Source organism: Curtobacterium sp. USHLN213 (assembly GCF_037144815.1).
GTDB lineage: Bacteria > Actinomycetota > Actinomycetes > Actinomycetales > Microbacteriaceae > Curtobacterium.
This window is the reverse complement of record NZ_JBBCYQ010000009.1, coordinates 21,488-40,467: the sequence shown is the minus strand read 5'-3', so window position 1 is coordinate 40,467 and position 18,980 is coordinate 21,488. Positions and strand designations below refer to the sequence as shown.

The window sequence follows — 18,980 nt, the reverse complement described above, 5'->3', positions numbered from 1 at the left end:
TCCTCAATGATCTTTCGTAATATGGAGGCTATGGCCGTGGACGAGACCGTGTCAACGCTTCCGAGCGGTGTCGTCGGCAGCACACCGGGGATGCTCCGACTCATCAACTCGCGTGCGCTCCTCGCGGAGCTCTTCCGTGACGACGGCTCGCACACCGTCACCGAGCTCGGGCAGACCGTGGGCCTGTCGCGCCCCACGGTCGAGGCGGCGCTGGCCGACCTCGTCGACGAGGGGTGGGTCACCGAGGCCGAGGCGATCGCCACGCCGAACAAGGCGGGTCGCCGCGCGAAGCGGTTCCGCGCGGACGCCGGGGCCGGATCGGTGCTCGGGGTCGACCTCGGGCTGCACGGCATCGTGGGGCTCCGCTCGGACCTCCGCGGTCGGCAGCTCGCCCGGGTCGAGGAGGTCTACACCGACCTCGCCTCCGCCGAGCAGGCGTGGGAGAGCGTGCAGGACGTCGTCCGTCGTCTGGTCGAGGGCACCGACCCGTCGCGGCTCCTCGCCGCCACCTTCGGGGTCCCGGCCGTCGTGGACCGTTCCGGCGAGATCGACTACACCGTCGCGGTCCCGCAGTGGGTCGAGCGACGGGTCCCCGGCCGGATCGGCGACCTGTTCCCCACGGCCACCACGTTCTTCGACAACGACGCCAAGCTCGCCGCCACCGCCGAGGCGATGTGGGGACGCTTCCGCGGCGTGCAGGACGGCCTGTACCTGGTGATGGGTCGCCAGATCGGCGCGGCCTACCTGGTCGACGGGTCCCTCGCACGCGGTGCGCGCGGGGCGGCCGGCGAGATGGGCGGCCTGGCATCGACCGGCTGGCCCGGCGCACCCGCCCGACTGGAGGCGCGGATCGCCCCCGGTACGGACGTCGAGTCCGTCATGGCGTCGGCCGGGCAGGGTGACCCGGACGCCGCCGCGGCCGTGCGGGCGCTCGCCGCGGACGTCGCGCCCGGGGTCGTGCAGCTCATCGCGACGATCGACCCCGAGGTGGTCGTCGTCGGGGGCGAGGTCCTGCCGGCGGCCCCGGTGTTCTGCGAGGCCCTGACCGAGATCGTCACGCCGCAGCTCCGGCACCCCGTCGAGATCGTCCCGTCGACGGTCGGCCGCGACGCCGTGGCCCGCGGCGCCCTCGCCCGTTCCCTGACCCACGTCCGGACGACGCACATGGGACTCGGCTGACGTCCAGGCTGCGTGCCGGGTCCTGACAGGGCACTCAGGCACCATCGGGGGATGACGACTGCCGTGGCTGCGCCTGCCCACACCATGACCGTCGCCGCCGGCGACTCCGCCGCGGACCCCGAGATGGGCGGGCTCTCCGGCCTCGTGCTGCAGCTCATCGACGCCCTGGGGGAGTGGGGCGTCGCGCTGATGCTCTTCGTCGAGACGGTCTTCCCGCCGATCCCGTCCGAGGTGATCCTGCCGTTGGCCGGGTTCCTGGCGGGTGCCGGCCGGATGAACCTCGTGCTCGTCCTGCTGCTCGCGACGCTCGGCTCCTACCTCGGCGCACTGGTGCTGTACTGGCTCGGCGCCGTCATCGGCTTCGAGCGGACGACGCGCTGGCTCGGCAAGCTGCCCCTCGTCGACGAGGACGACTTCCGCACGGCGGCGGACTGGTTCCACCGGCACGGCAAGAGCGCGGTCTTCTTCGGCCGGTTCGTGCCGATCGTCCGCAGCCTCATCTCGCTGCCGGCCGGAGCGGACCGGATGCACCTCGGGACGTTCTCGGTGTTCACGATCATCGCGAGCGGGATCTGGAACAGCGCCCTGGTGCTGCTCGGAGCGGCCTTCGGGACCCAGTACGACAAGGTCGAGCAGTACACCGAGTGGATCGACCGGGTCCTCTACGTGGCGATCGCCGTCGTCGTGGTGACGTTCGTCGTCCGACGGGTCCGACGCATCCGGGCCGAGCGGAACCAGCGCACCGAGCACGGCGCAGTGGCTGCCCGAGGCCGTCGTCGCGCCGAGCCCGCCGGCGACTGAGCGCTCACGCCTTCGTCAGCGCCGACTCCTTGTGGGCGGCGCGCTTGCCGGACTTCTCCGACTCGACGATCCAGTAGGGGTCGTCGTCGCTCGGCTTGAACGACTGGCCGTCGAACTCGAAGTCCGAGACCCGCTTCTGCACGAGCGTGCCGGTCGTCTTCCCCTGCGACGTGTTCCAGTGCACGGTGTCGCCTTTCGACAGCGCCATGGTGTCCTCCTTGCGTGATCGCTCACCTGTTCGGACGTCGGACTGTACCCCGATGCATCCGCATGAACACAGGGAAGTGGGCCGATCACGATGTCATAACGTCCGCGCGGATCACGGGGTGGCCGCGTACCGTAGTGGGTGAGTCACCACGTTGGCAACTGCCACGGAACACCGGCTCCGGACGGAACGACATCAGCCATGACCCTGCTGAACGACACACGGTCGGAAACGGTCCTCTCGGGCCGCTACCGCCTCGTGAAGCTCATCGGCACGGGCGGCATGGGATCCGTCTACGAAGCACGTGACGAGCACACCTACCGTGCCGTCGCCGTGAAGCTCTTCGCCACGCCCGAGTCGATGACCACGGCCGACCGGGTCCGCCAAGAGCGCGAGATCCGGCTGCTCAGCATGCTGTCGCACCCGGGGCTCATCCCGCTGTACGACGCCGGCACCCACGACTTCGAGGACGGTCCGCACCGGTACATCGTGATGGAGCTCATCGCGGACACGACGCTCCTGCGCCGGCTCGCCGGGGGCGCCCTGCACAACTACGAGGTGGCCGACCTCGGCGCCCAGCTGGCCGACGCGCTGGCGTACGTGCACTCGCGCGGCATCGTCCACCGCGACGTCAAGCCGGCGAACATCCTCATCAGCGACGAGGGCTCGTCGGGCTTCGCGCGCACCGTGAAGCTCACCGACTTCGGCGTCGCCCACTTCGTCGACGGGTCGCGCCTGACGAACGACGGCACCATCATCGGCACGGCCGCGTACCTCAGCCCCGAGCAGGTCGCCGGGGAACCGATCGGCTTCGCCACCGACGTCTACTCGCTCGGACTGGTGCTGCTCGAGGCCCTGACCGGCAAGCAGGAGTACTCCGGCACCCTCATCGAGGCGGCACTCGCACGGCTCCGCCACGACCCCGAGATCCCGGACGGCATCGCGCCGGAGTGGCGGGACCTCCTCGCGAAGATGACCGCGCGCAACCCCGACCGCCGCCCGACCGCGGTGGCGATCGCGAACGCCCTCCGCGGTGGTTCGGCCCAGATCACCGGTCCGGTGCCGCTGGGACCGCAGCGCGTGAAGCACAAGCGCGACCACCGCCTGCACCGTGCCGCGCACCGCCACGCGAAGCGCGGGACGTTCGTCACCGTGCGGCGCTGGCGGCGGCGGAACGTGCTCGTCGGGTCGTTCGCGGCCTTCGGCGTCCTGGTCGCCTGCGGGGCGTCCTACGTCGCCGGCACCCTGCACTAGGCCGGTCGCACGGCCGCCGCGCACCCCGTACCGGCGGCCGCTCCGCACCTCCGGGGTCCCTGGCAGGATGGACGGCATGACCGACCAGCGATGGATCAAGATCTGCGGACTGTCGACCCCTGCGACCGTGGACGCCGCCATCGACGCGGGTGCGGACGCGGTCGGGTTCGTCTTCGCCGCCGGCAGCCCCCGGACCGTGACGGCGGACCTCGCGAAGGAGCTCGTCGAGCGGGTGCCGGACGGCATCGACGCGGTCGGGGTCTTCCGTGACCAGGAGATCGACGAGGTCGTCGGCATCGCCTCGGCCGTGGGACTCACCACGTTGCAGTTGCACGGCGGCGAGTCGGCCACGGACTTCGCGCGCGCCCGTGACGCCGGGTTCTTCACGATCCGGGCGGTCGCGGCCGAGGACTACCTGGCCGAGACGCCGGAACAGCGCGCGTCCTACGACCACGACCTGCTCCTGCTCGACGCCGCGGTGCCAGGCAGCGGGCGGCTCATCGACCCCGCCTCGATCACGGGGAAGGTCGACGAAGCGTGGATCCTCGCGGGCGGGCTGACGCCGGCCAACGTGGTCGCGGCGATCGAGTCGCTCGACCCGGACGGCGTGGACGTGTCGAGCGGTGTCGAGTCCGAGCGCGGCGTGAAGGACGAGGCGAAGATCCGGGCGTTCGTCGAGGCGGTCCGCAGCATCCCCTGAGTGGTTCGCCGCGCCTCCCGTCCGTCGGCGCGTCAGCGCAGGGTGGGGATCAGCTCCGTGAGGAACGCGTCGGTGTCCTCCCAGCCCTCGACCGCGTGGCAGGGGACGCCGAGGGCCTTCACCGGGTAGTCGTTGCCCTCGGGGTCGAGGCGGTCGCCGACGAACAGCATGTCGTCGAGCGCGACGCTCGTGATCTCGGCCAGGCGCTGCATGCCGTACGCCTTGTCGATGCCCTTACGGGTGATGTCGACGCTCGTCGAGCCACCGGAACGGACCTCGAGGTCGGGCAGCTCGGCCTGGACGCGCCGACGGAGTTCGTCCTTCTTCGCGCCCGTCGGGTCCCACTGCTTCTTCACGTCCACCGGAGCGGACTGGCCGAGCGCGGAGAACGTGATCTGGGACCCGCGGTCCTCGAGGATGGGGCCCCACGTCTCGGACTCCCAGAAGCCGGCGGCCTTGGCCTCGGCCTCGACCGCGGCCAGGGCGCGCGCCTTCTGCTCGTCGGTGAGGTCCTCGGCGTACTGGAGCGCCCAGTCGTCGCCGGTCCACCGGTAGTAGGCGGTGCCGCAGGTCGGCAGGAGGTGCAGATCGTCGAGCACGAGCCCGTCGCGACGCCGCAGGGGTGCGACCAGCTGCTGCTCGAACTGCTGGAAGTTGCCGCCGGAGATCACCGCGACCGGCACGACCTCGAGCAGGGACGCGAAGGTCTCGAGCATCCGGGGGTCGAGCGCGGACTTCGAGGGGGCGAGGGTGTCGTCCAGGTCGAAGGCGACGAGGCGGGGCGTGGTCATGCCCCGATCCTGCCAGAGGCCCCCGATCACATGCCGGGTGCGATGCCCTGCCCGGACGGCGCTGCGTGATGTCTGCGGTGTCACGCGCGGTGCGTGGCGGGCACCCGGTCGCGGTCGTACGTGATGTCGGTGTAGCCGTGCGGCGCCGGGGAGCCGTCCTCGTCGAGGTTGACGAACACGACCTCGTCGATGGTGAGGATGCTGCGGTGCGTGAAGAGGTTCCGTGCCTCGGCCCGCATCGTCAGCGAGGTGCGGCCGAAGCGGGTGGCGACGAGACCGATCTCGACGATGTCGCCCTCGCGCGCGGACGACACGAACACGATCTCGGACATGTACTTCGTGACGACCTTGCCGTTGCCGAGCTGGATGATCGCGTAGACGGCGGCTTCCTCGTCGATCCAGCGGAGGAGGCTGCCGCCGAACAGGGTGCCGTTGGCGTTGAGGTCCTCCGGACGGACCCACTTGCGGGTGTAGAAGTTCATCTCGGGGCCGGGGGTGATCGCGTCGTGCTGCATGTCAGTACATGCTACGCCCCGCCGCACACGGCAGCGGCCGCACCCCGGTGGGATGCGGCCGCGTGCGGTGGTGCAGGACTACTCCTTGACGAGGACGACCTCGTCGAGGGGGAGACGGGTCCGCGGGGCGACCTCGCGCTCGGCAGCCTTGTCGTCGAGCTGCGACGGGTCGGCCACGGTGCCGATCGCGGTGACCGTGTAGGGCAGGAACCGCTCCGGCAGGTCGAACGCGGCACGGAGGCCCTCGGCGTCGATGCCCGCCATCTGGTGCACGTGCAGGCCCTCGGCGTGCGCCTGGACGGTCAGGGCCGCGAGGGACTGGCCGAGGTCGTACTGGGCGAAGGGACGCTCGTCGCCGTCCTCGGTCACGGTCTCGAGCACGCCGACGACCAGGGCGCTGGCGCGGAAGGCCCAGGCGGCGTTGAACCCGAGCAGGTTCTCGTTGATCTTCCGGAACGTCTCGGTGCCACGGCGGCCGGCGATGAAGCGGCGCGGCTGGAAGTTCATGGCCGACGGGGCCCAGCGAGCGGCTTCGAGGACCGCGTCGTACGCCGCGTCGTCGATCGTCGCGGTCTCGTCGTAGGAACGGGGGCTCCACCGCTCCTCGAGCAGGGGGACGAGGGGCTGGCTGGAGTCGGTCGAACGCGTGAGCGTGCTGGAGTTCGTCGAGGTCATGGTGGGCACAACGGTATTCGATGCGTTCGCATTTCCGGCCTGAGCAACGTCACATGGTGCAAGGATGGAGCCGATGGGTGGCGTGTTGACCGGGTTCGCGATCATCGGCGCGATCATCGCCGCCGGGTACGTCGTCGGACGCATCGGACTGCTCGGCCAGCACGCCCAGTTCGTGATGAGCCGGCTCGCGTTCTTCGTGCTCATGCCCTGCCTGCTCTTCCACACGATCGCCACGGCGGACATCCACGTCCTGCTGTCCCCGATGCTCTGGGTGTCCCTGCTCAGCGCGGTCGTGGTGGCCATCGGCGCCGGCGTGGTCTTCCGGGTCGTCCTGCGCCGGCCGCTCGCGACCACGACGGTCGGGGCGCTCGCCGCGAGCTACGTCAACGCGAACAACATCGGGCTGCCGGTCGCCGTGTACGTCCTCGGGCAGGCCACGGCGGTCGTGCCGGTCATCCTGCTGCAGCTCATCGTGCTCGCGCCGATCGCGCTGACGATCCTGGACACCGCGACCTCGGCGGGCGGGAGCTGGTGGCGCCGGGTCTCGGGGCCGTTCCGGAACCCGATCATCATCGCCTCGCTCGTGGGCCTGGTCTTCTCGGCGACGGGCATCGACCTGCCGACGCCCGTGCTCGAGCCGTTCTCGCTCGTCGGGGCGGCCGCCGTGCCCGTGGTCCTGCTGTCGTTCGGGATGAGCCTGCACGGTGCGACCCCGCTCCGCGACCCGGCGATCCGGACGGACGTCATCGTCGCGTCGGCGATCAAGCTCGTCGTGATGCCGGCCGTGGCCTTCGTGTTCGCCCGGTTCGTGTTCGGGCTGGGGGACCAGGACGTCTTCGTGCTCACGACCCTCGGGGCGCTGCCGGCAGCGCAGAACGTCTTCAACTACGCGCAGCGGTACGGGGCGGCGGTGCCGGTCGCGCGGGACGTGGTGCTCATCTCGACGATCGGTTCCGTGCCGGTGCTGGTCGCGGTCGCCGCGCTCCTGCACCCGTAGTCGCGTGCCGCATCGGGGCGGCGCGTACCGTGGGCGCCACCGACCGGAAGAGGAGGTCCCCGATGGACACCATGGCGATGATGAAGACCATGTCCACGAGCGAGATGCCCGTGGCGATGGACGCTGAGCTCATGCAGGACACGATGATGGCGATGAACGCCGCGTCGATGGCCGCGACGATGTGCTCCGCGAGCGACATGCAGATGGGTGCCGACATGGCCACCTGTGCCGCGATGTGCTCGAACACGGCGATGATGGCCGACACCGGCATGCGGATGATGATGCGTCCGATGGGCATGGACGTGGACAGCATGCGCGCGATGCTCACGGCCTGCGTCGCGATGGGCACGGCGTGTGCCGCCGAGTGCCGCAGCCACGCGGACATGGACGAGTCGTGCCGCTACTGCGCGATGGCGTGCGACGAGGTGGTCGCGAAGTGCGAGGCGATGATGGCCTCGATGACCGCCTGACGCGTCACGCGGTGCGCGCGGTGGTCTTCCGACCGCCGGCGCTGAGGATCTCCGCGGCCGGGTGGTGGGCGACCGGGTCGCCGACCGACACGAGCGTGTCGGCGTCCGCCACCCGCAGCTGCGTCACGCCGCCGTCGAGGAACGCGACCACCACGTCGGCGGGGCGTGTCTCGACGACGATGCCGTCCCTCCAGGCACGGGGCGTGGCGTCGGCCATGACGCGCTGGATCGGAAGGATCGTCGACGGGGTCGTGCGGGACATTGGCTTCACCTGCTCTCGAAGGGGTTCGGTGCAGGCAACGTACGTCGCTGGGTCCGCCCCGCTCAACGAGGGCGGACGCGGGGAGTAACAGAAGGCGTCAGAAGATCATCGGCCGGTCGTCGTCGAGCGAGGTCTCGAGGTCGAGGTCGACCGACACCGGGACGTGGTCGCTCGGCGCGTCGCCCTTCCGCTCGTCGCGGTGGATGCGGGCGTCCGTCACGACGTCCGAGAACGCCTGCGAGCCCATGATGAAGTCGATGCGCATGCCCTCGTTGCGGGGGAAGCGCAGCTGCTTGTAGTCCCAGTAGGTGTAGCCGTCCGGCACGATCGGGCGGACGACGTCCTGCAGGCCACGCGCCTCGAACTCCCGGAAGGCCGCGCGCTCGGGTTCGGTGACGTGCGTGTGCCCCTCGAAGACCGAGACGTCCCACACGTCGGAGTCGAGCGGCGCCACGTTCCAGTCGCCCATCAGCGCGAGCGGCTGCTCGGGGTGCGCGGTGAGCCACTCCGAGGTGCGGTCGGCCAACTGCCCGAGCCAGTCGAGCTTGTACGTGTAGTGCGGGTCGCCGACCTCGCGCCCGTTCGGCACGTAGAGGCTCCACAGGCGGACGCCGTCGACCGTGACACCGAGGGCGCGGGCCTCCACCGGCAGGTCGGGGCCCTCGTGCCCCTTGAGGAACCCGGGCTGGCCGGGGAAGTCGCGGGTGACGTCCTCGAGCGGGAGTCGGCTGGCGAAGGCCACCCCGTTCCACTGGTTCAGGCCGTGCGCCTCGACCTGGTACCCGGCGGCTTCGAACGCCTCGACCGGGAACTGCTCCGGCCTGCACTTGATCTCCTGCATGCCGAGGACGTCGACGTCCTCGCGCACCAGCCAGTCGACGATCCGACCCACTCGGGTGCGGACGGAGTTCACGTTCCAGGTCGCCACGCGCATGGGTCCGAACCTACCGTGCGCCGGCCCGGCGGGGCTCCGCGTGCCGGGCCCTGCTCCCGGGCGGTGCACGGCACGATGGTGTTCGCTGGACCACAGGACGAGACTGCATCGGAGGCACTCATGGCATCGACGACGAACCGCGTCGACGGGACCGCGACGACCGGCACCACGACGACGCAGGTCACCACCAAGGGCCGGACGATCATCGACGACACGGTCGTCGCGAAGGTCGCCGGCATCGCCGCCCGGGACGTCCCCGGCGTCTTCGCGCTCGGCGGCAACGCGGCCCGGGCGTTCGGCGCGATCCGTGACGCGATCGGCTCGAGCGCGCTCGGCCAGGGCGTCCGCGTCGAGGTCGGCGAGACGCAGGTCGCGGTCGACCTGACGATCGTCGTGGACTACCCGACGCCGATGATGGACGTCGCCACCGCGGTGCGCGCGGCCGTCACGACCGCGGTCACCGAGCTCGTCGGGCTCGAGGTCACCGAGGTCAACATCGCCATCAACGACGTGAACATCCCCGCCCTCAACGGTGTCGTCGACGACGCCGAGGGCCGCGTCCGGTGAACGCCACCGTCGTCGGCATGGGCGTCGGCGCACTGCTCGCGATCGTCGCCGTGACGCTCGGCGCCTGGGCGTTCGTCGTGGTCGCCGTCTGCATGCTCGTGGGCGGGATCGTCGCCCGCATCGTCACCGGCGACGTCGACGTGCGCCGGCTCCTCGACGTGCTGCGCGGACGCCGGAGCTCGTCGTGAGCACGCCCGCCGTCGCCGGTCCCGGCAGCGGCGGACGGGTCCCCGGCTCCGACCGGATCGGTTCGGCAGCCCTCGTGCACACCGCGCAGGCGGTCGCTGCGGAAGCGCTCCGGGTGCCGTTCCAGGAGGCGCGTGCCCGGGTCGCCGACGACGGCCGCGGTGGGCTGGCGGTCGAGATCACCGCGCCGCTCGCCGTCCCCGCGCTGGGGAGCCACGCGGTCCCCGACGAACCCGTCACCACCTCGGCGCACCGCGCCCGCGGCACGATCGCCGAGCGGCTCCGCACCATCACCGGCCGACAGGTCGAACGGGTGACCGTGACGTTCTCGTCGTCCGTCGTCGACACCCCGAGGAGGGTCCGGTGACCGAGCGTTCCCTGCCGGCCGGCCCGACCCACGACCGGGTGTACCGCCGGATCGTCCGCCGCGAGACGAACGCCTCGCGGTCGGGAGCGGTCGTCGTCGCGATGCTCGTCACCCTCGTGCTCGCCGCGGCCGCCGTGTTCGCCGCCGCACTCGTGTTCCTCGACCAGCGTGCGCTCGGTGTCGACCCCCGTGCGGTCGTGGACGCCGCCGCCCGGGCGCCCCGCGGGCTCGACGCGACCGTCGTGGTCGGCATCGCGGCGATCGTCGCGCTGGTCGGTCTCGTGTTCCTCGCGCAGGGCCTCCTGCCGCAGCGTCGCCCCCGGCACGCGATGTCGTCGTCGCGGCTCGCCGTGGTCGTCGACGACGAGGTGCTCGCATCGGCCGCCGCGCGGGCCGCACGGTCGGCCACCCGGCTCGGTCCGGACGCGGCCGTCGGCACCGTCGGCCGTCGGACCGTCGACGTCGTGCTCCGCCCACCCGCGGGTGCCGACGTCCCCGCGGTCGCCGCGACCGACGCCGTGACCGCGGAGTTCGCCGCGATCGACGCGCAGCCCGGCGTCACCGCGCGGGTCCGCGTGCAGCCGACCGGACGGGTGGACGGATGAACGCGACGAACCGCGTCGTCGGACGGACGGCGCTCGTGCTGGTCGGACTCGCGCTGCTCGTGCTCGGCGTCGGGGCGATCCTCGTCCAGACGCTGCCGTGGGCGGCCACGGCGTGGCACGAGCGTGCCGGCGTGCTCGACGCCCTCGGCGCGGATGCCCCGCGCGAGACCTCGGTGACGGCGTGGACCTGGGTCCTCGGCGGCGCGGTGGTGCTCGGGGTCCTGGCGATCGTGGTGCTGTCGACGCTCGGTGGCGGTCGGGTCGGCACCGTGGTCGAGGACGACGGGTCGGCCGGCGGGGTCGCCGGTTCGGTCCGGATCGACGCCGCCGCGGTGCAGCACGCGCTGTCGTCGGCGATCGGTGCCATGCCGCAGGTGGGCTCGCTCGCGGTCGACGTGTTCCGGGTCCGGGGCGGCCGGGCGATCCGGATCCGCGTCCGACCCCGTCGCGGAGCCTCGCCGCGCGACATCACGACCGGGGTGGAGGACATCGTCGCCGACTTGGACGCCCTGCTCGGGGACCGTCTGCCGGTCCTGCTCGAGATCGCCCGGGGTGGTGCGGGCTCCGGCCGCACGGACCGGGTGCACTGAGGTCGGCATGCCGCGCTCGATCGACGGACTGTCCCGTGCGCGGGGTGCCGTCGCGGTGCCCGCGGTCGTCCGTGGCATCGCACGGGGTCGTCCGGTGCAGGCCGTGTGGGTCAACGAGATCGGTGGCCGGACGTTCCGCATCGGTGCGGACGGCCTGGCCGAGGAGTACGTCAAGGTGCTCCCGCACGCCTACGCGCCCTGGATCGTCGGCGAGGCAGCGCGCCTGACCTGGGCCTCCCGGTACGCACGCGTCCCGGAACTCCTCGACCACGGGGTCGACGACGAGGGGGCCTGGCTCCGCACCCGCGCGCTGCCGGGGTGGAGCGCGGTCGACCCCCGGTGGCACGACGAACCGCGCACGGCCGTGATCGCGGCCGGCGAGGGACTGCGGGCGCTGCACGACACCCTGCCCGTGCTCGACTGCCCGTTCGAGTGGTCCACCGTGCAGCGGGCCGGACGGGCCCGCGCTGCCGGCGCCGACCCCGAGGCGCTCGGTCCGGAGCCGCCCGTGGACCGCGTGGTGGTGTGCCACGGGGACCCGTGCACGCCGAACACCCTGATCGGCGCGGACGGCCGGTTCGCCGGGCACGTCGACCTCGACGCCCTCGGCATCGCCGACCGCTGGGCGGACCTGGGCGTGGCGACGATGGCGCTCGGGTGGAACTACGGCCCCGGGTGGGACGGACTCTTCCACGAGGCGTACGGGCTGCCCGTCGACGAGGAGCGGACGGCCTGGTACCGGGCGCTGTGGAACCTGGACGACGACGGCATCGAGACCGCGTCCGGCATCGAGACCGCGTCCGGCATCGAGACCGCGTCCGGCACGGAGACCGCCCACGGGACGAGCGCCGGACCGGATGCCGGACGGGACGGCTAGAAGGCCACGCCCCGCGCCTGCATGAACGGCACCGGGTCGACCGTGGCGCCGTTCACGTGGACTTCGAAGTGCGTGTGGCAGCCGGTCGAGTTGCCGGTAGAGCCGACGAGCGCGATCAGCTGCCCGGCCGACACCTGCTGGCCGGGGCTGACCCGGAACCCGCCGTTCACGATGTGCCCGTAGGCCGTCTGGACCCCGCCGCCGTGGCTGATCCGGACGTAGTTGCCGTACCCGCCGTACCAGCCGGCGTAGTCGACCGTGCCGGCCGCCGCCGCGACGATGGGCGTCGAGCACCCGCTCGCGAGGTCGGCGCCGTCGTGCTTGATCACGGTGCCGTAGATCGGGTGCACGCGGTACCCGTAGGGGCTGATCACGTACCCGCTGGCCGGACGGACCCACCCGGTGCCGGAGCCGGAGCCTGGCGAACCGCTGGAACCCGAGCCGCTGCTGCCGGTACCGCCACCCCCGCCGCCGCTGCCGGCGTTGGCCGCGTTCGCGGCGTTCTGGGCGGCGATGGCCCGGAGGTAGGCCTCGCGCGCGGCCTTTTCTTCCGCCGCCTTGCGCACGGCCTCGCCCTTGGCGAACTCGGCCTCGGTCCGGACCCGGCCGGAGGTCAGCGTCGCGAGCTGGGCGTCGAGCCGTGCCTTGTTGGTCTGCTGTTCGTCGTAGGCGGCCTGCACCTTGTCCGCCGCGGCCTGGGAGGCCTGCATGCGGCGCTCGGCCTCGGCAGCGAGGTTGTCGAGCGCCTCGGACGCACGGTCGGCCTGGGCGGTGAGGGACCGGGCGACGGCGGCGTCGGCGGTGGCTGCGGCCTCGACGCGTTCGGCCTGCTCGGAGAGCTTGCTGAGCGCACCGAGGTTGTAGAGGAGGTCGCTGGCGTCCTGGCCGCCGGAGATCACGGACGCGGTGACGTCGGCGCCCCCGGACCGGGCCATCTGGGCGGCGAACTGGCCCGCCTGGGCGGCGCTCTGCTCGGCGACCTCGGCGTGGTCGTCGGCGTCGGCGCGGAGCCGCTGTTCCTTCTCGGCGGCGTCCTGCGCCTTGCTCTGCGCATCGAAGAACTCGGTGCCGAGGCGCTCGGCCTCGGCCTCGGCCGCCTTCACCTTGCTCGACAGCCCGGAGATGATGCCGCGGATCTCGGTGATCTGGTCCTGCTTGTCGGACTCCTGCCCGCGCGCGGCCATGACCTCGTCCCACGAGGGGTAGGTCGCCGCGCTCGCCACCGGCGCGTCGAACACCACCGTGCCGACGAGGCCCGCGAGCGCGAGGCCGGTGGCGGCGAGACGGAGTCGGACGGCGGCACGGGGACGGGAGTGGCTGGTGGGACGAGTCACGGGCACGAGCCTATACATCCGTTCAGGCACGATCGGCCGTCGCCGCGCGGCTGTGGACAACTTCGCAGGGCGGGCGTTCAGAAGCCGCGTTCCCGCCGGACGGCATCGGCACTGTCGACGACGTCCCGCTGCAGGACGGCGGCGCCCGACGTCCCGGCGTAGTCGTACACGTCGAACCCCGTGCAGTGCGTGATCGTCGCGGGCGGACCGAGGGAGTCCTCGACGGCGGTCGTCCAGACGTCGCCGGACCCGATCACCACGAAGGTCGGCGCGGCGTCGCGATAGGCCCCCAGGTCGACGAGCCAGGGGTAGGTCTGGAACGTGTCCCGCACCTGCAGCAGCTGCACGTTCGTGGACGCGTACGTGGCGAGTGGGCGGACCGTCCAGAACTGCCCGACCCCGACGACGTCCCGCCCGTCGGCCCAGCGGTCGAGGCAGGCCGCCGGGTCGTACCGCGCCTGTGCGACCGCGCGGGCGGTGCTCGGTGCGGTGGCGATCCCGGCGAGCAGCACCCCGGCGGCCGCGAGGGCGAGCACGGCCCGGATGCCGCGTCGCGGCCGGTGCACCTGAGTCCGGCGGACGGCGGTGCGGGCGAGCTCGGCGACCGCGACCAGGGCGAGCAGCGGTGCCGTCACGATCGGCTCGAGGTACCGCGGGGTCTCCGAACCCGCGACGACGACCCCGACCGACACCGCCACGACGGTGACGAGCGGGAGCGCTGCGGCGACGAGGACGGTCCGCGAGGTCCGGACGCGCCACGCCCAGACGGTGCCGCCGACCGACAGGAGCACCCCCACGAGCAGCAGGAGCAGCCCCGCGTCGCCCGCCGCCGACCCCGCGCGGTCGTCGGTGAGCGCGGCGAAGAACCCGAGCGTCTCGCCGGCCCGCGACGGCTGGACGTAGGTCGACGGGTCGAGTGACACGAACGGCCGCAGCGGGATCCGCAGGAGGTACCCGACGACGGACCCGAGGGTGAGCGTCGCGGCGAGCAGCCCGACAGGACGCCACGGGAGCCGGCGGGCGAGTGCCAGGAGCACGAGGGTCACGACGACCGGGGCGGCCGACCACGGGACGTACAGCGGGTTCGACGCCGTCGTGCACGCGGCGACGAGGCCGAGCACGACGAGGACCGTGACGGACGCCCGCCCGAGCCGCACTGCACGGAGCACGAGCACCGCGGTTCCGAGCATCGCCAGCACCGCGCCGTAGTAGTACGTCGTCGTGAGGAGCAGGGACGCGAGCTCCAACGAGGTCGCGGTGGCCGACGACTCGGTGAGCACCAGGAGCGTCACGAACCCGAGAGCGAGTGCGGACACCGCGATCCGGGCCGACCGCCGGGCCGCAGGCATGAGTTCGTTCGCCGCGGCCCGGACGAGCGCGTACACGGCGAGCAGCACGAGGACGCCGTTCAGCGCGAGCGCCTGCTGCGGCGTGGCCGTCACGACGGAGCAGAGGAGGTAGACCGGCAGCTCCGGGAAGAAGAACAGCGCCGGGGACATCGCCCACTCGAACGGCTGCCCGAGCTGCATCGACCGTTCGACGAGCGGCAGCAGCACCGAGTCCCCGTCGTACCAGAGCAGGGCGACCCTGGAGGTCGCGACGACGTGGCGCAGGGCGATGACGGCCAGGGCCAGCGCGACCAGGGCGCCCAGCGCCTCCTGTCCGACCGCGAGCCGTCGCGCGCGCCACCGCGAGCCGCCCGTCGGACGCACGACCTCGCTGACCGGGCGCGCGTCGGAGGACATGACCGGAGCGTACCGAGCGTGGCTCGCAGCGCACCCCACCCACACGGGGCAGCGCGCTGCGGGGACGACCGGCTACCCTTGTGGGCTGTGACCGACGCGCGCGACCAGCTCATCCAGTTCATCACGGACGAAGCGGTGTTCCACGGAGACTTCACCCTCACCAGCGGGAAGAAGGCGACGTACTACATCGACCTCCGCAAGGTGAGCCTGGACCACCGTGTCGCCCCGCTCATCGGTCAGGTGATGACCGACCTCATCGGCCAGGTGCCGGACGTCGCTGCCGTCGGCGGACTGACCATGGGCGCCGACCCCATCGCGAGTGCCGTGCTGCACCAGGCCGCCGCCCGCGGACTCGCCTACGACGCGTTCGTCGTGCGCAAGGAGCCGAAGGACCACGGCCGCGGCAAGCAGGTCGAGGGGCCGGACCTCGCCGGCAAGCGCGTGATCGTGCTCGAGGACACCTCGACGACGGGCGGCTCGCCGCTCAAGGCCGCCGAGGCTCTCGAGCGCGAGGGCGCGATCATCGCCGCCGTGGCCGTCGTCGTCGACCGCGACACCGGCGCGAAGGAGAAGATCGAGGCTGCCGGGTACCCGTACTTCGCGGCGATCGGGCTGGCTGATCTGGGGCTGAGCGCGTGACCGAGGAGCGTCCGGACGACGCGCACGAGCCCGACCAGACCGCCGGTCCCGCAGACGGGGACGACGGACTGGAGGCACGGCGCGACTCCGCCCCGGACGCTCCGTTCCACGGTCTCCGCAGTGCCGCCGACATCTTCGGTGCGCCGCGGGGCGCGGACGACTGGCCCTCGCGCCGTGAGCGGCGCGAGGCGGAGAAGACCGCGCGCGAGACCGGCGCACCCCTGCCGGACCCGTTCGAGCCGGTGGTGTCCGACGAGCCCGTGACCCCCGCGTCGCCCGCATCGTCCGCGTCGTCCGCGTCGTCCGCCGAGGACGACTCCACGCAGGCGATCTCGATGCCCGAGCAGCTCGAGGCACCGTCCGAGAACCCCCAGGCCGACGCCGAGGCCGAGCGGGCCACGCTCTCCGACCGGATCCCCGCAGCGGCCCCGGTCCCGCCGTCGTCGACCGCTCCGCACCCGTCGTCGATCAGCCTGCCGACCGCCCAGTCCCACCGCGACCAGCGTGCGGCCGAGAACCGTGCGATCGACGAGGAGCGGCGCCGCACCGACCCGTTCGGCGCCGGACGCGAGGACGTCGACTGGCTCGGTCGGGCCACGGGCTCGCAGCCGGCCGACGCGCCCGCTGCCCCTGCGGTCCCCGTCGTGCCGCAGCCGGTCGGCGTGGAGAACGTCCTGCCGGCCACCGACGAACCGCCGAGCTTCACGGAGCTGCTCCGCATCGCCGACGGCGAGGGCGAGGGCACCGGCGGGCAGGAGCGCCCGTTCGACTGGGCGATCCGGGACGACGAGGCCGGCGAGGTGCCGGCGACCCTGACCACGAACGCGTTCGACACGACGGCGCTGGCCGGCGGCTCGTGGAGCCTGGCGGACGACTCGGACGACCCGGACGACGACGTCGTCGCGGGTGCGCTGCCGACCCCGGTCGGCGGCACGCCCGTCGTCGAGCCGACCACGGCGGTGGAGCCCGGGCGCCCCGACGACGCGACGGCGGCGCCGGAGGACGAGCCGCGCCTCCAGGCCGACGAACCGACCACGGCGCTGCCCGTCGCCGGCGGCCCGTGGTGGGCCGAGCCGGACGGCACCGTGCCGCCCACGGCTGCCCCGCCGCTGGTCGAACCGGCCGCGTCCGAGGCGGAGCCGAGCGCGTACCCCGCGCACCTGCCTCCGGCGGTCGGGCAGGACCTCGACGCCGTGATGGGCATCCGCGGTCACGAGCCGGAGCCGCAGCGCGACGAGCCGGCACCGCTCCCGGCCGCCGCGCCGGACGACCTCGACCAGTCCGAGTGGGACGGTCGCGAGACCAGCGACACGAGTGCGATCAAGGACCTCTTCGGGACCGAGGCGGTCGGGCAGCTCGGTGGGACCGGGTACGACCCGCACGACACCGGAACGCGCATGATGCCGGCCGTCGGTGCCACGCCGGCGCACGCACCCGCACCCGAGCGCACGCCCGTGCCACCCGTGGCGCCGGTGCCGTCGGCCTCCGTGGGCGGCGGCGACCGCGACAACTTCATCAACGAGGGGTTCGCCAAGCTCCGGAACGAGGGACAGCGCGGCAAGCGGCTGCTCATCTGGGGCTCGGTCGCGCTCATCGTCGTGCTGCTCGTCGCCGTGTTCGCACTGACGCGGTGGATCCTCGGCAACTCGATCGAGGAGCGCACGCCGGCGCCGACGTCGACGTCAGCGGCCTCGGCGGCGGCGACCCCGAAGGAGACGCCGTCCGCCGCGGCGTCGCAGCCCTCGTCGGCATCGACCTCGCTCGAGACGCTGCAGTTCGCGACGACGCCGGCGGCCCCGGGCGAGCACGCGTGGACCGACCTCGCCGGCGGGGAGTGCCTGTCGCCGTTCACGAACGCCTGGGCGCAGACCTACACGGTCGTCGACTGCCAGACGCCGCACGTCGCCCAGCTCACCGCGCGGCTGCCCGTCTCGGCGAACCAGTGGCCCGGGCCGGACGCGCTCGCGGCCCAGGCGGCCGAGCAGTGCCAGACCTCGGCGGCGTTGAACGCCTCGGCCGCGGCGGCGTACGGCGACGTGCAGGTGCAGGGGTCCTACGCGCCCGACCAGGCGACGTGGGACCAGGGGGACACGTTCATCTCGTGCTTCGTCACCCGGTCGTCGGGCGAAACCATGACGGGGTCGGTCGCGCCGAGCGCGTGAGGGGTCGGGCCGGGCGGACCCGGGACGACATCACCGAGGTCGTACGACGTCGATGATGTCGTCCCGGGTCGACCGCGCCGGTGTCAGGCCGCGGCCGAGACCTTCCCCGACACGTCGGAGAGGGTCCGCAGCTCGTCGGCGCTGAGCTCCAGCTCCGCCGACGCCAGCAGTGCCGGCAGCTGCTCGGTGTTGCGTGCGCTGGCGATCGGCGCGACGACGTCCGGCTGCGCCTGCAGCCACGCGAGGGCGACCGTCGCGACCTCGGTGCCGCGGTCCTGGGCGATCGTGGCGAGCGCGTCGACCACCGCGAGCCCCGCCTCGTTGAAGTAGCCGGAGACCTGGCCCTCGCGGTCCTTGCCGGCGAAGTCCTCCTTCGTGCGGTACTTGCCGGTGAGGAAGCCCGCCGCGAGGGAGAAGTACGGCACGACGCCGAGGTGCTCGGTGGCGGCCAGGGGAGCGATGTCCGACTCGTACGGCTCGCGGGTGACCAGGTTGTAGTGCGGCTGGATCGCGACGGGCAGTGCGAGGCCGTTCTCCCGCGCGATGCGGATCCACTCCGCCGCCCGCTCCTTCGAGTAGTTCGAGATGGCCGTGTACCGGACGAGGCCGTCGCGCACGAGCTGGTCGAACGCGCGCACGGTCTCCTCGAGCGGGGTCGACTCGTCGTCGAAGTGCGCGTAGTACAGGTCGATCCGGTCGGTGCCGAGCCGCTCGAGGCTCGCGCGTGCGGCCGCGGCGACGTTCGCGGCGGAGAGGCCCTGGAACTGCGGGTGCTGGGAGACCTTCGTGGCGATGACGACGTCGTCGCGCTTGCCGGACGTCGCGAACCACGAGCCGACGACCTGCTCGGACTCACCGCCGGAGTTCCCGGGCGCCCAGGCGGAGTAGACGTCCGCGGTGTCGACGAAGTCGCCGCCGGCCGCGGTGTAGGCGTCGAGTACCTGGTGGGAGGTCTGCTCGTCGGCCGTCCAACCGAAGACGTTGCCGCCGAGGGCGAGGGGGAACACCGTGAGGTCACTGGTACCGATGCGGGGCATGGGGATCCTTTCGTGGTCGTGTCGAACGAACCCGCCCACGCTATGCCTCGACCCTTGGCGGGCGGTCTCCGGACGTCACGCAGGACGG

General features: G+C 72.6%; 23 protein-coding genes. 14 read left to right on the top strand and 9 right to left on the bottom strand.

The window, feature by feature from the left end:
- Positions 1-48: 48 nt before the first annotated feature.
- Entirely contained in the window at positions 49-1,179 is a 1,131-nt protein-coding gene (locus tag WFH25_RS13080) for an ROK family transcriptional regulator (protein ID WP_336698013.1), read from the top strand.
- Between the two features lie 51 nt (positions 1,180-1,230).
- Positions 1,231-1,980, top strand: a complete 750-nt coding sequence (locus WFH25_RS13075; RefSeq protein WP_336698011.1) for a DedA family protein — start codon at positions 1,231-1,233, stop codon at positions 1,978-1,980.
- 4 nt (positions 1,981-1,984) lie between these two features.
- On the opposite strand, the gene WFH25_RS13070 is transcribed toward WFH25_RS13075, so the two are convergent.
- Positions 1,985-2,188 carry a DUF2945 domain-containing protein gene (locus tag WFH25_RS13070; RefSeq protein WP_070417065.1) on the bottom strand — a complete coding sequence of 68 codons (204 nt, stop codon included), beginning with the start codon at positions 2,186-2,188 and terminating at the stop codon, positions 1,985-1,987.
- Positions 2,189-2,386: 198 nt separating this feature from the next.
- Here WFH25_RS13070 and WFH25_RS13065 point away from each other — a divergent pair, with 198 nt between their 5' ends.
- Positions 2,387-3,439 carry a serine/threonine-protein kinase gene (locus tag WFH25_RS13065; RefSeq protein ID WP_071294423.1) on the top strand — a complete coding sequence of 351 codons (1,053 nt, stop codon included), beginning with the start codon at positions 2,387-2,389 and terminating at the stop codon, positions 3,437-3,439.
- Positions 3,440-3,515: 76 nt separating this feature from the next.
- Positions 3,516-4,139, top strand: coding sequence for a phosphoribosylanthranilate isomerase (locus tag WFH25_RS13060; RefSeq protein ID WP_070417063.1), 624 nt, complete (start codon positions 3,516-3,518; stop codon positions 4,137-4,139).
- 32 nt (positions 4,140-4,171) lie between these two features.
- Here WFH25_RS13060 and WFH25_RS13055 read toward each other — a convergent pair whose 3' ends face one another.
- The 3 genes from WFH25_RS13055 to WFH25_RS13045 all read right to left on the bottom strand — a co-directional run bounded on the left by WFH25_RS13055 (position 4,172) and on the right by WFH25_RS13045 (position 6,120).
- Positions 4,172-4,930, bottom strand: coding sequence for an HAD-IIB family hydrolase (locus tag WFH25_RS13055; protein ID WP_071294424.1), 759 nt, complete (start codon positions 4,928-4,930; stop codon positions 4,172-4,174).
- A gap of 80 nt (positions 4,931-5,010) precedes the next feature.
- A complete protein-coding gene (locus WFH25_RS13050; protein ID WP_336698007.1) occupies positions 5,011-5,445 on the bottom strand; it encodes an acyl-CoA thioesterase in 435 nt (144 codons plus the stop codon).
- 78 nt (positions 5,446-5,523) lie between these two features.
- Complete coding sequence (locus WFH25_RS13045; protein WP_070417061.1) at positions 5,524-6,120, bottom strand: nitroreductase family protein; 597 nt, start codon at positions 6,118-6,120, stop codon at positions 5,524-5,526.
- A 73-nt stretch (positions 6,121-6,193) separates the two neighbouring features.
- On the opposite strand from WFH25_RS13045, the gene WFH25_RS13040 reads away from it, so the two are divergent.
- Together WFH25_RS13040 and WFH25_RS13035 are read left to right on the top strand one after the other, a co-directional pair.
- Positions 6,194-7,117, top strand: coding sequence for an AEC family transporter (locus WFH25_RS13040; RefSeq protein ID WP_071294426.1), 924 nt, complete (start codon positions 6,194-6,196; stop codon positions 7,115-7,117).
- A gap of 62 nt (positions 7,118-7,179) precedes the next feature.
- Entirely contained in the window at positions 7,180-7,587 is a 408-nt protein-coding gene (locus WFH25_RS13035) for an aldehyde dehydrogenase (protein WP_336698003.1), read from the top strand.
- 4 nt (positions 7,588-7,591) lie between these two features.
- Here WFH25_RS13035 and WFH25_RS13030 read toward each other — a convergent pair whose 3' ends face one another.
- Together WFH25_RS13030 and WFH25_RS13025 are read right to left on the bottom strand one after the other, a co-directional pair.
- Positions 7,592-7,849 (bottom strand): hypothetical protein, encoded by a 258-nt coding sequence (locus WFH25_RS13030; protein ID WP_070417059.1) that lies wholly within the window; start codon positions 7,847-7,849, stop codon positions 7,592-7,594.
- Positions 7,850-7,946: 97 nt separating this feature from the next.
- Positions 7,947-8,783, bottom strand: coding sequence for an exodeoxyribonuclease III (locus tag WFH25_RS13025; protein ID WP_336698001.1), 837 nt, complete (start codon positions 8,781-8,783; stop codon positions 7,947-7,949).
- 120 nt (positions 8,784-8,903) lie between these two features.
- On the opposite strand from WFH25_RS13025, the gene WFH25_RS13020 reads away from it, so the two are divergent.
- The 6 genes from WFH25_RS13020 to WFH25_RS12995 are packed head-to-tail and all read left to right on the top strand — an operon-like array spanning position 8,904 to position 11,975.
- Positions 8,904-9,350 (top strand): Asp23/Gls24 family envelope stress response protein, encoded by a 447-nt coding sequence (locus WFH25_RS13020; protein ID WP_336697999.1) that lies wholly within the window; start codon positions 8,904-8,906, stop codon positions 9,348-9,350.
- Complete coding sequence (locus tag WFH25_RS13015) at positions 9,347-9,538, top strand: hypothetical protein (RefSeq protein ID WP_070417057.1); 192 nt, start codon at positions 9,347-9,349, stop codon at positions 9,536-9,538. The genes WFH25_RS13020 and WFH25_RS13015 overlap by 4 nt, the downstream gene beginning before the upstream one ends.
- Entirely contained in the window at positions 9,535-9,903 is a 369-nt protein-coding gene (locus WFH25_RS13010; protein WP_092384650.1) for a hypothetical protein, read from the top strand. Before WFH25_RS13015 ends, WFH25_RS13010 begins: the two co-directional genes overlap by 4 nt.
- Positions 9,900-10,508, top strand: a complete 609-nt coding sequence (locus tag WFH25_RS13005; RefSeq protein WP_092384648.1) for a hypothetical protein — start codon at positions 9,900-9,902, stop codon at positions 10,506-10,508. Before WFH25_RS13010 ends, WFH25_RS13005 begins: the two co-directional genes overlap by 4 nt.
- Positions 10,505-11,098: a hypothetical protein gene (locus WFH25_RS13000; RefSeq protein ID WP_309778312.1), complete on the top strand. Its 594-nt coding sequence runs from the start codon at positions 10,505-10,507 to the stop codon at positions 11,096-11,098. The genes WFH25_RS13005 and WFH25_RS13000 overlap by 4 nt, the downstream gene beginning before the upstream one ends.
- Positions 11,099-11,105: 7 nt before the next feature.
- Positions 11,106-11,975 (top strand): aminoglycoside 3'-phosphotransferase, encoded by an 870-nt coding sequence (locus WFH25_RS12995; protein WP_336697995.1) that lies wholly within the window; start codon positions 11,106-11,108, stop codon positions 11,973-11,975.
- Here WFH25_RS12995 and WFH25_RS12990 read toward each other — a convergent pair.
- On the bottom strand, positions 11,972-13,309 hold the full coding sequence (locus tag WFH25_RS12990; protein WP_336697994.1) for a peptidoglycan DD-metalloendopeptidase family protein: 1,338 nt from the start codon (positions 13,307-13,309) through the stop codon (positions 11,972-11,974). The two genes, WFH25_RS12995 and WFH25_RS12990, sit on opposite strands and share 4 nt — an antisense overlap.
- 77 nt (positions 13,310-13,386) lie before the next feature.
- Positions 13,387-15,054 carry a hypothetical protein gene (locus WFH25_RS12985; RefSeq protein ID WP_336697993.1) on the bottom strand — a complete coding sequence of 556 codons (1,668 nt, stop codon included), beginning with the start codon at positions 15,052-15,054 and terminating at the stop codon, positions 13,387-13,389.
- An 87-nt stretch (positions 15,055-15,141) separates the two neighbouring features.
- Between WFH25_RS12985 and pyrE the strand changes: the two genes are divergently transcribed.
- Positions 15,142-15,693, top strand: coding sequence for an orotate phosphoribosyltransferase (gene pyrE / locus WFH25_RS12980; RefSeq protein WP_022905654.1), 552 nt, complete (start codon positions 15,142-15,144; stop codon positions 15,691-15,693).
- On the top strand, positions 15,690-17,855 hold the full coding sequence (locus WFH25_RS12975; protein WP_336697991.1) for a septum formation family protein: 2,166 nt from the start codon (positions 15,690-15,692) through the stop codon (positions 17,853-17,855). Before pyrE ends, WFH25_RS12975 begins: the two co-directional genes overlap by 4 nt.
- A gap of 83 nt (positions 17,856-17,938) precedes the next feature.
- On the opposite strand, the gene WFH25_RS12970 is transcribed toward WFH25_RS12975, so the two are convergent.
- Positions 17,939-18,892, bottom strand: coding sequence for an aldo/keto reductase (locus WFH25_RS12970; RefSeq protein WP_336697990.1), 954 nt, complete (start codon positions 18,890-18,892; stop codon positions 17,939-17,941).
- Positions 18,893-18,980 lie beyond the last annotated feature (88 nt).

Coding starts and splice junctions, on each gene's coding strand:
- WFH25_RS13055 (WP_071294424.1), bottom strand. CDS start 4,930: ATGACCACGCCCCGCCTCGTCGCCTTCGACCTGGACGACACCCTCGCC.
- WFH25_RS13070 (WP_070417065.1), bottom strand. CDS start 2,188: ATGGCGCTGTCGAAAGGCGACACCGTGCACTGGAACACGTCGCAGGGG.
- WFH25_RS12985 (WP_336697993.1), bottom strand. CDS start 15,054: ATGTCCTCCGACGCGCGCCCGGTCAGCGAGGTCGTGCGTCCGACGGGC.
- WFH25_RS13000 (WP_309778312.1), top strand. CDS start 10,505: ATGAACGCGACGAACCGCGTCGTCGGACGGACGGCGCTCGTGCTGGTC.
- WFH25_RS13040 (WP_071294426.1), top strand. CDS start 6,194: ATGGGTGGCGTGTTGACCGGGTTCGCGATCATCGGCGCGATCATCGCC.
- WFH25_RS13045 (WP_070417061.1), bottom strand. CDS start 6,120: ATGACCTCGACGAACTCCAGCACGCTCACGCGTTCGACCGACTCCAGC.
- WFH25_RS12970 (WP_336697990.1), bottom strand. CDS start 18,892: ATGCCCCGCATCGGTACCAGTGACCTCACGGTGTTCCCCCTCGCCCTC.
- WFH25_RS13050 (WP_336698007.1), bottom strand. CDS start 5,445: ATGCAGCACGACGCGATCACCCCCGGCCCCGAGATGAACTTCTACACC.
- WFH25_RS13030 (WP_070417059.1), bottom strand. CDS start 7,849: ATGTCCCGCACGACCCCGTCGACGATCCTTCCGATCCAGCGCGTCATG.
- WFH25_RS13025 (WP_336698001.1), bottom strand. CDS start 8,783: ATGCGCGTGGCGACCTGGAACGTGAACTCCGTCCGCACCCGAGTGGGT.
- WFH25_RS13035 (WP_336698003.1), top strand. CDS start 7,180: ATGGACACCATGGCGATGATGAAGACCATGTCCACGAGCGAGATGCCC.
- WFH25_RS13060 (WP_070417063.1), top strand. CDS start 3,516: ATGACCGACCAGCGATGGATCAAGATCTGCGGACTGTCGACCCCTGCG.
- WFH25_RS13020 (WP_336697999.1), top strand. CDS start 8,904: ATGGCATCGACGACGAACCGCGTCGACGGGACCGCGACGACCGGCACC.
- WFH25_RS13065 (WP_071294423.1), top strand. CDS start 2,387: ATGACCCTGCTGAACGACACACGGTCGGAAACGGTCCTCTCGGGCCGC.
- WFH25_RS12995 (WP_336697995.1), top strand. CDS start 11,106: ATGCCGCGCTCGATCGACGGACTGTCCCGTGCGCGGGGTGCCGTCGCG.
- WFH25_RS13075 (WP_336698011.1), top strand. CDS start 1,231: ATGACGACTGCCGTGGCTGCGCCTGCCCACACCATGACCGTCGCCGCC.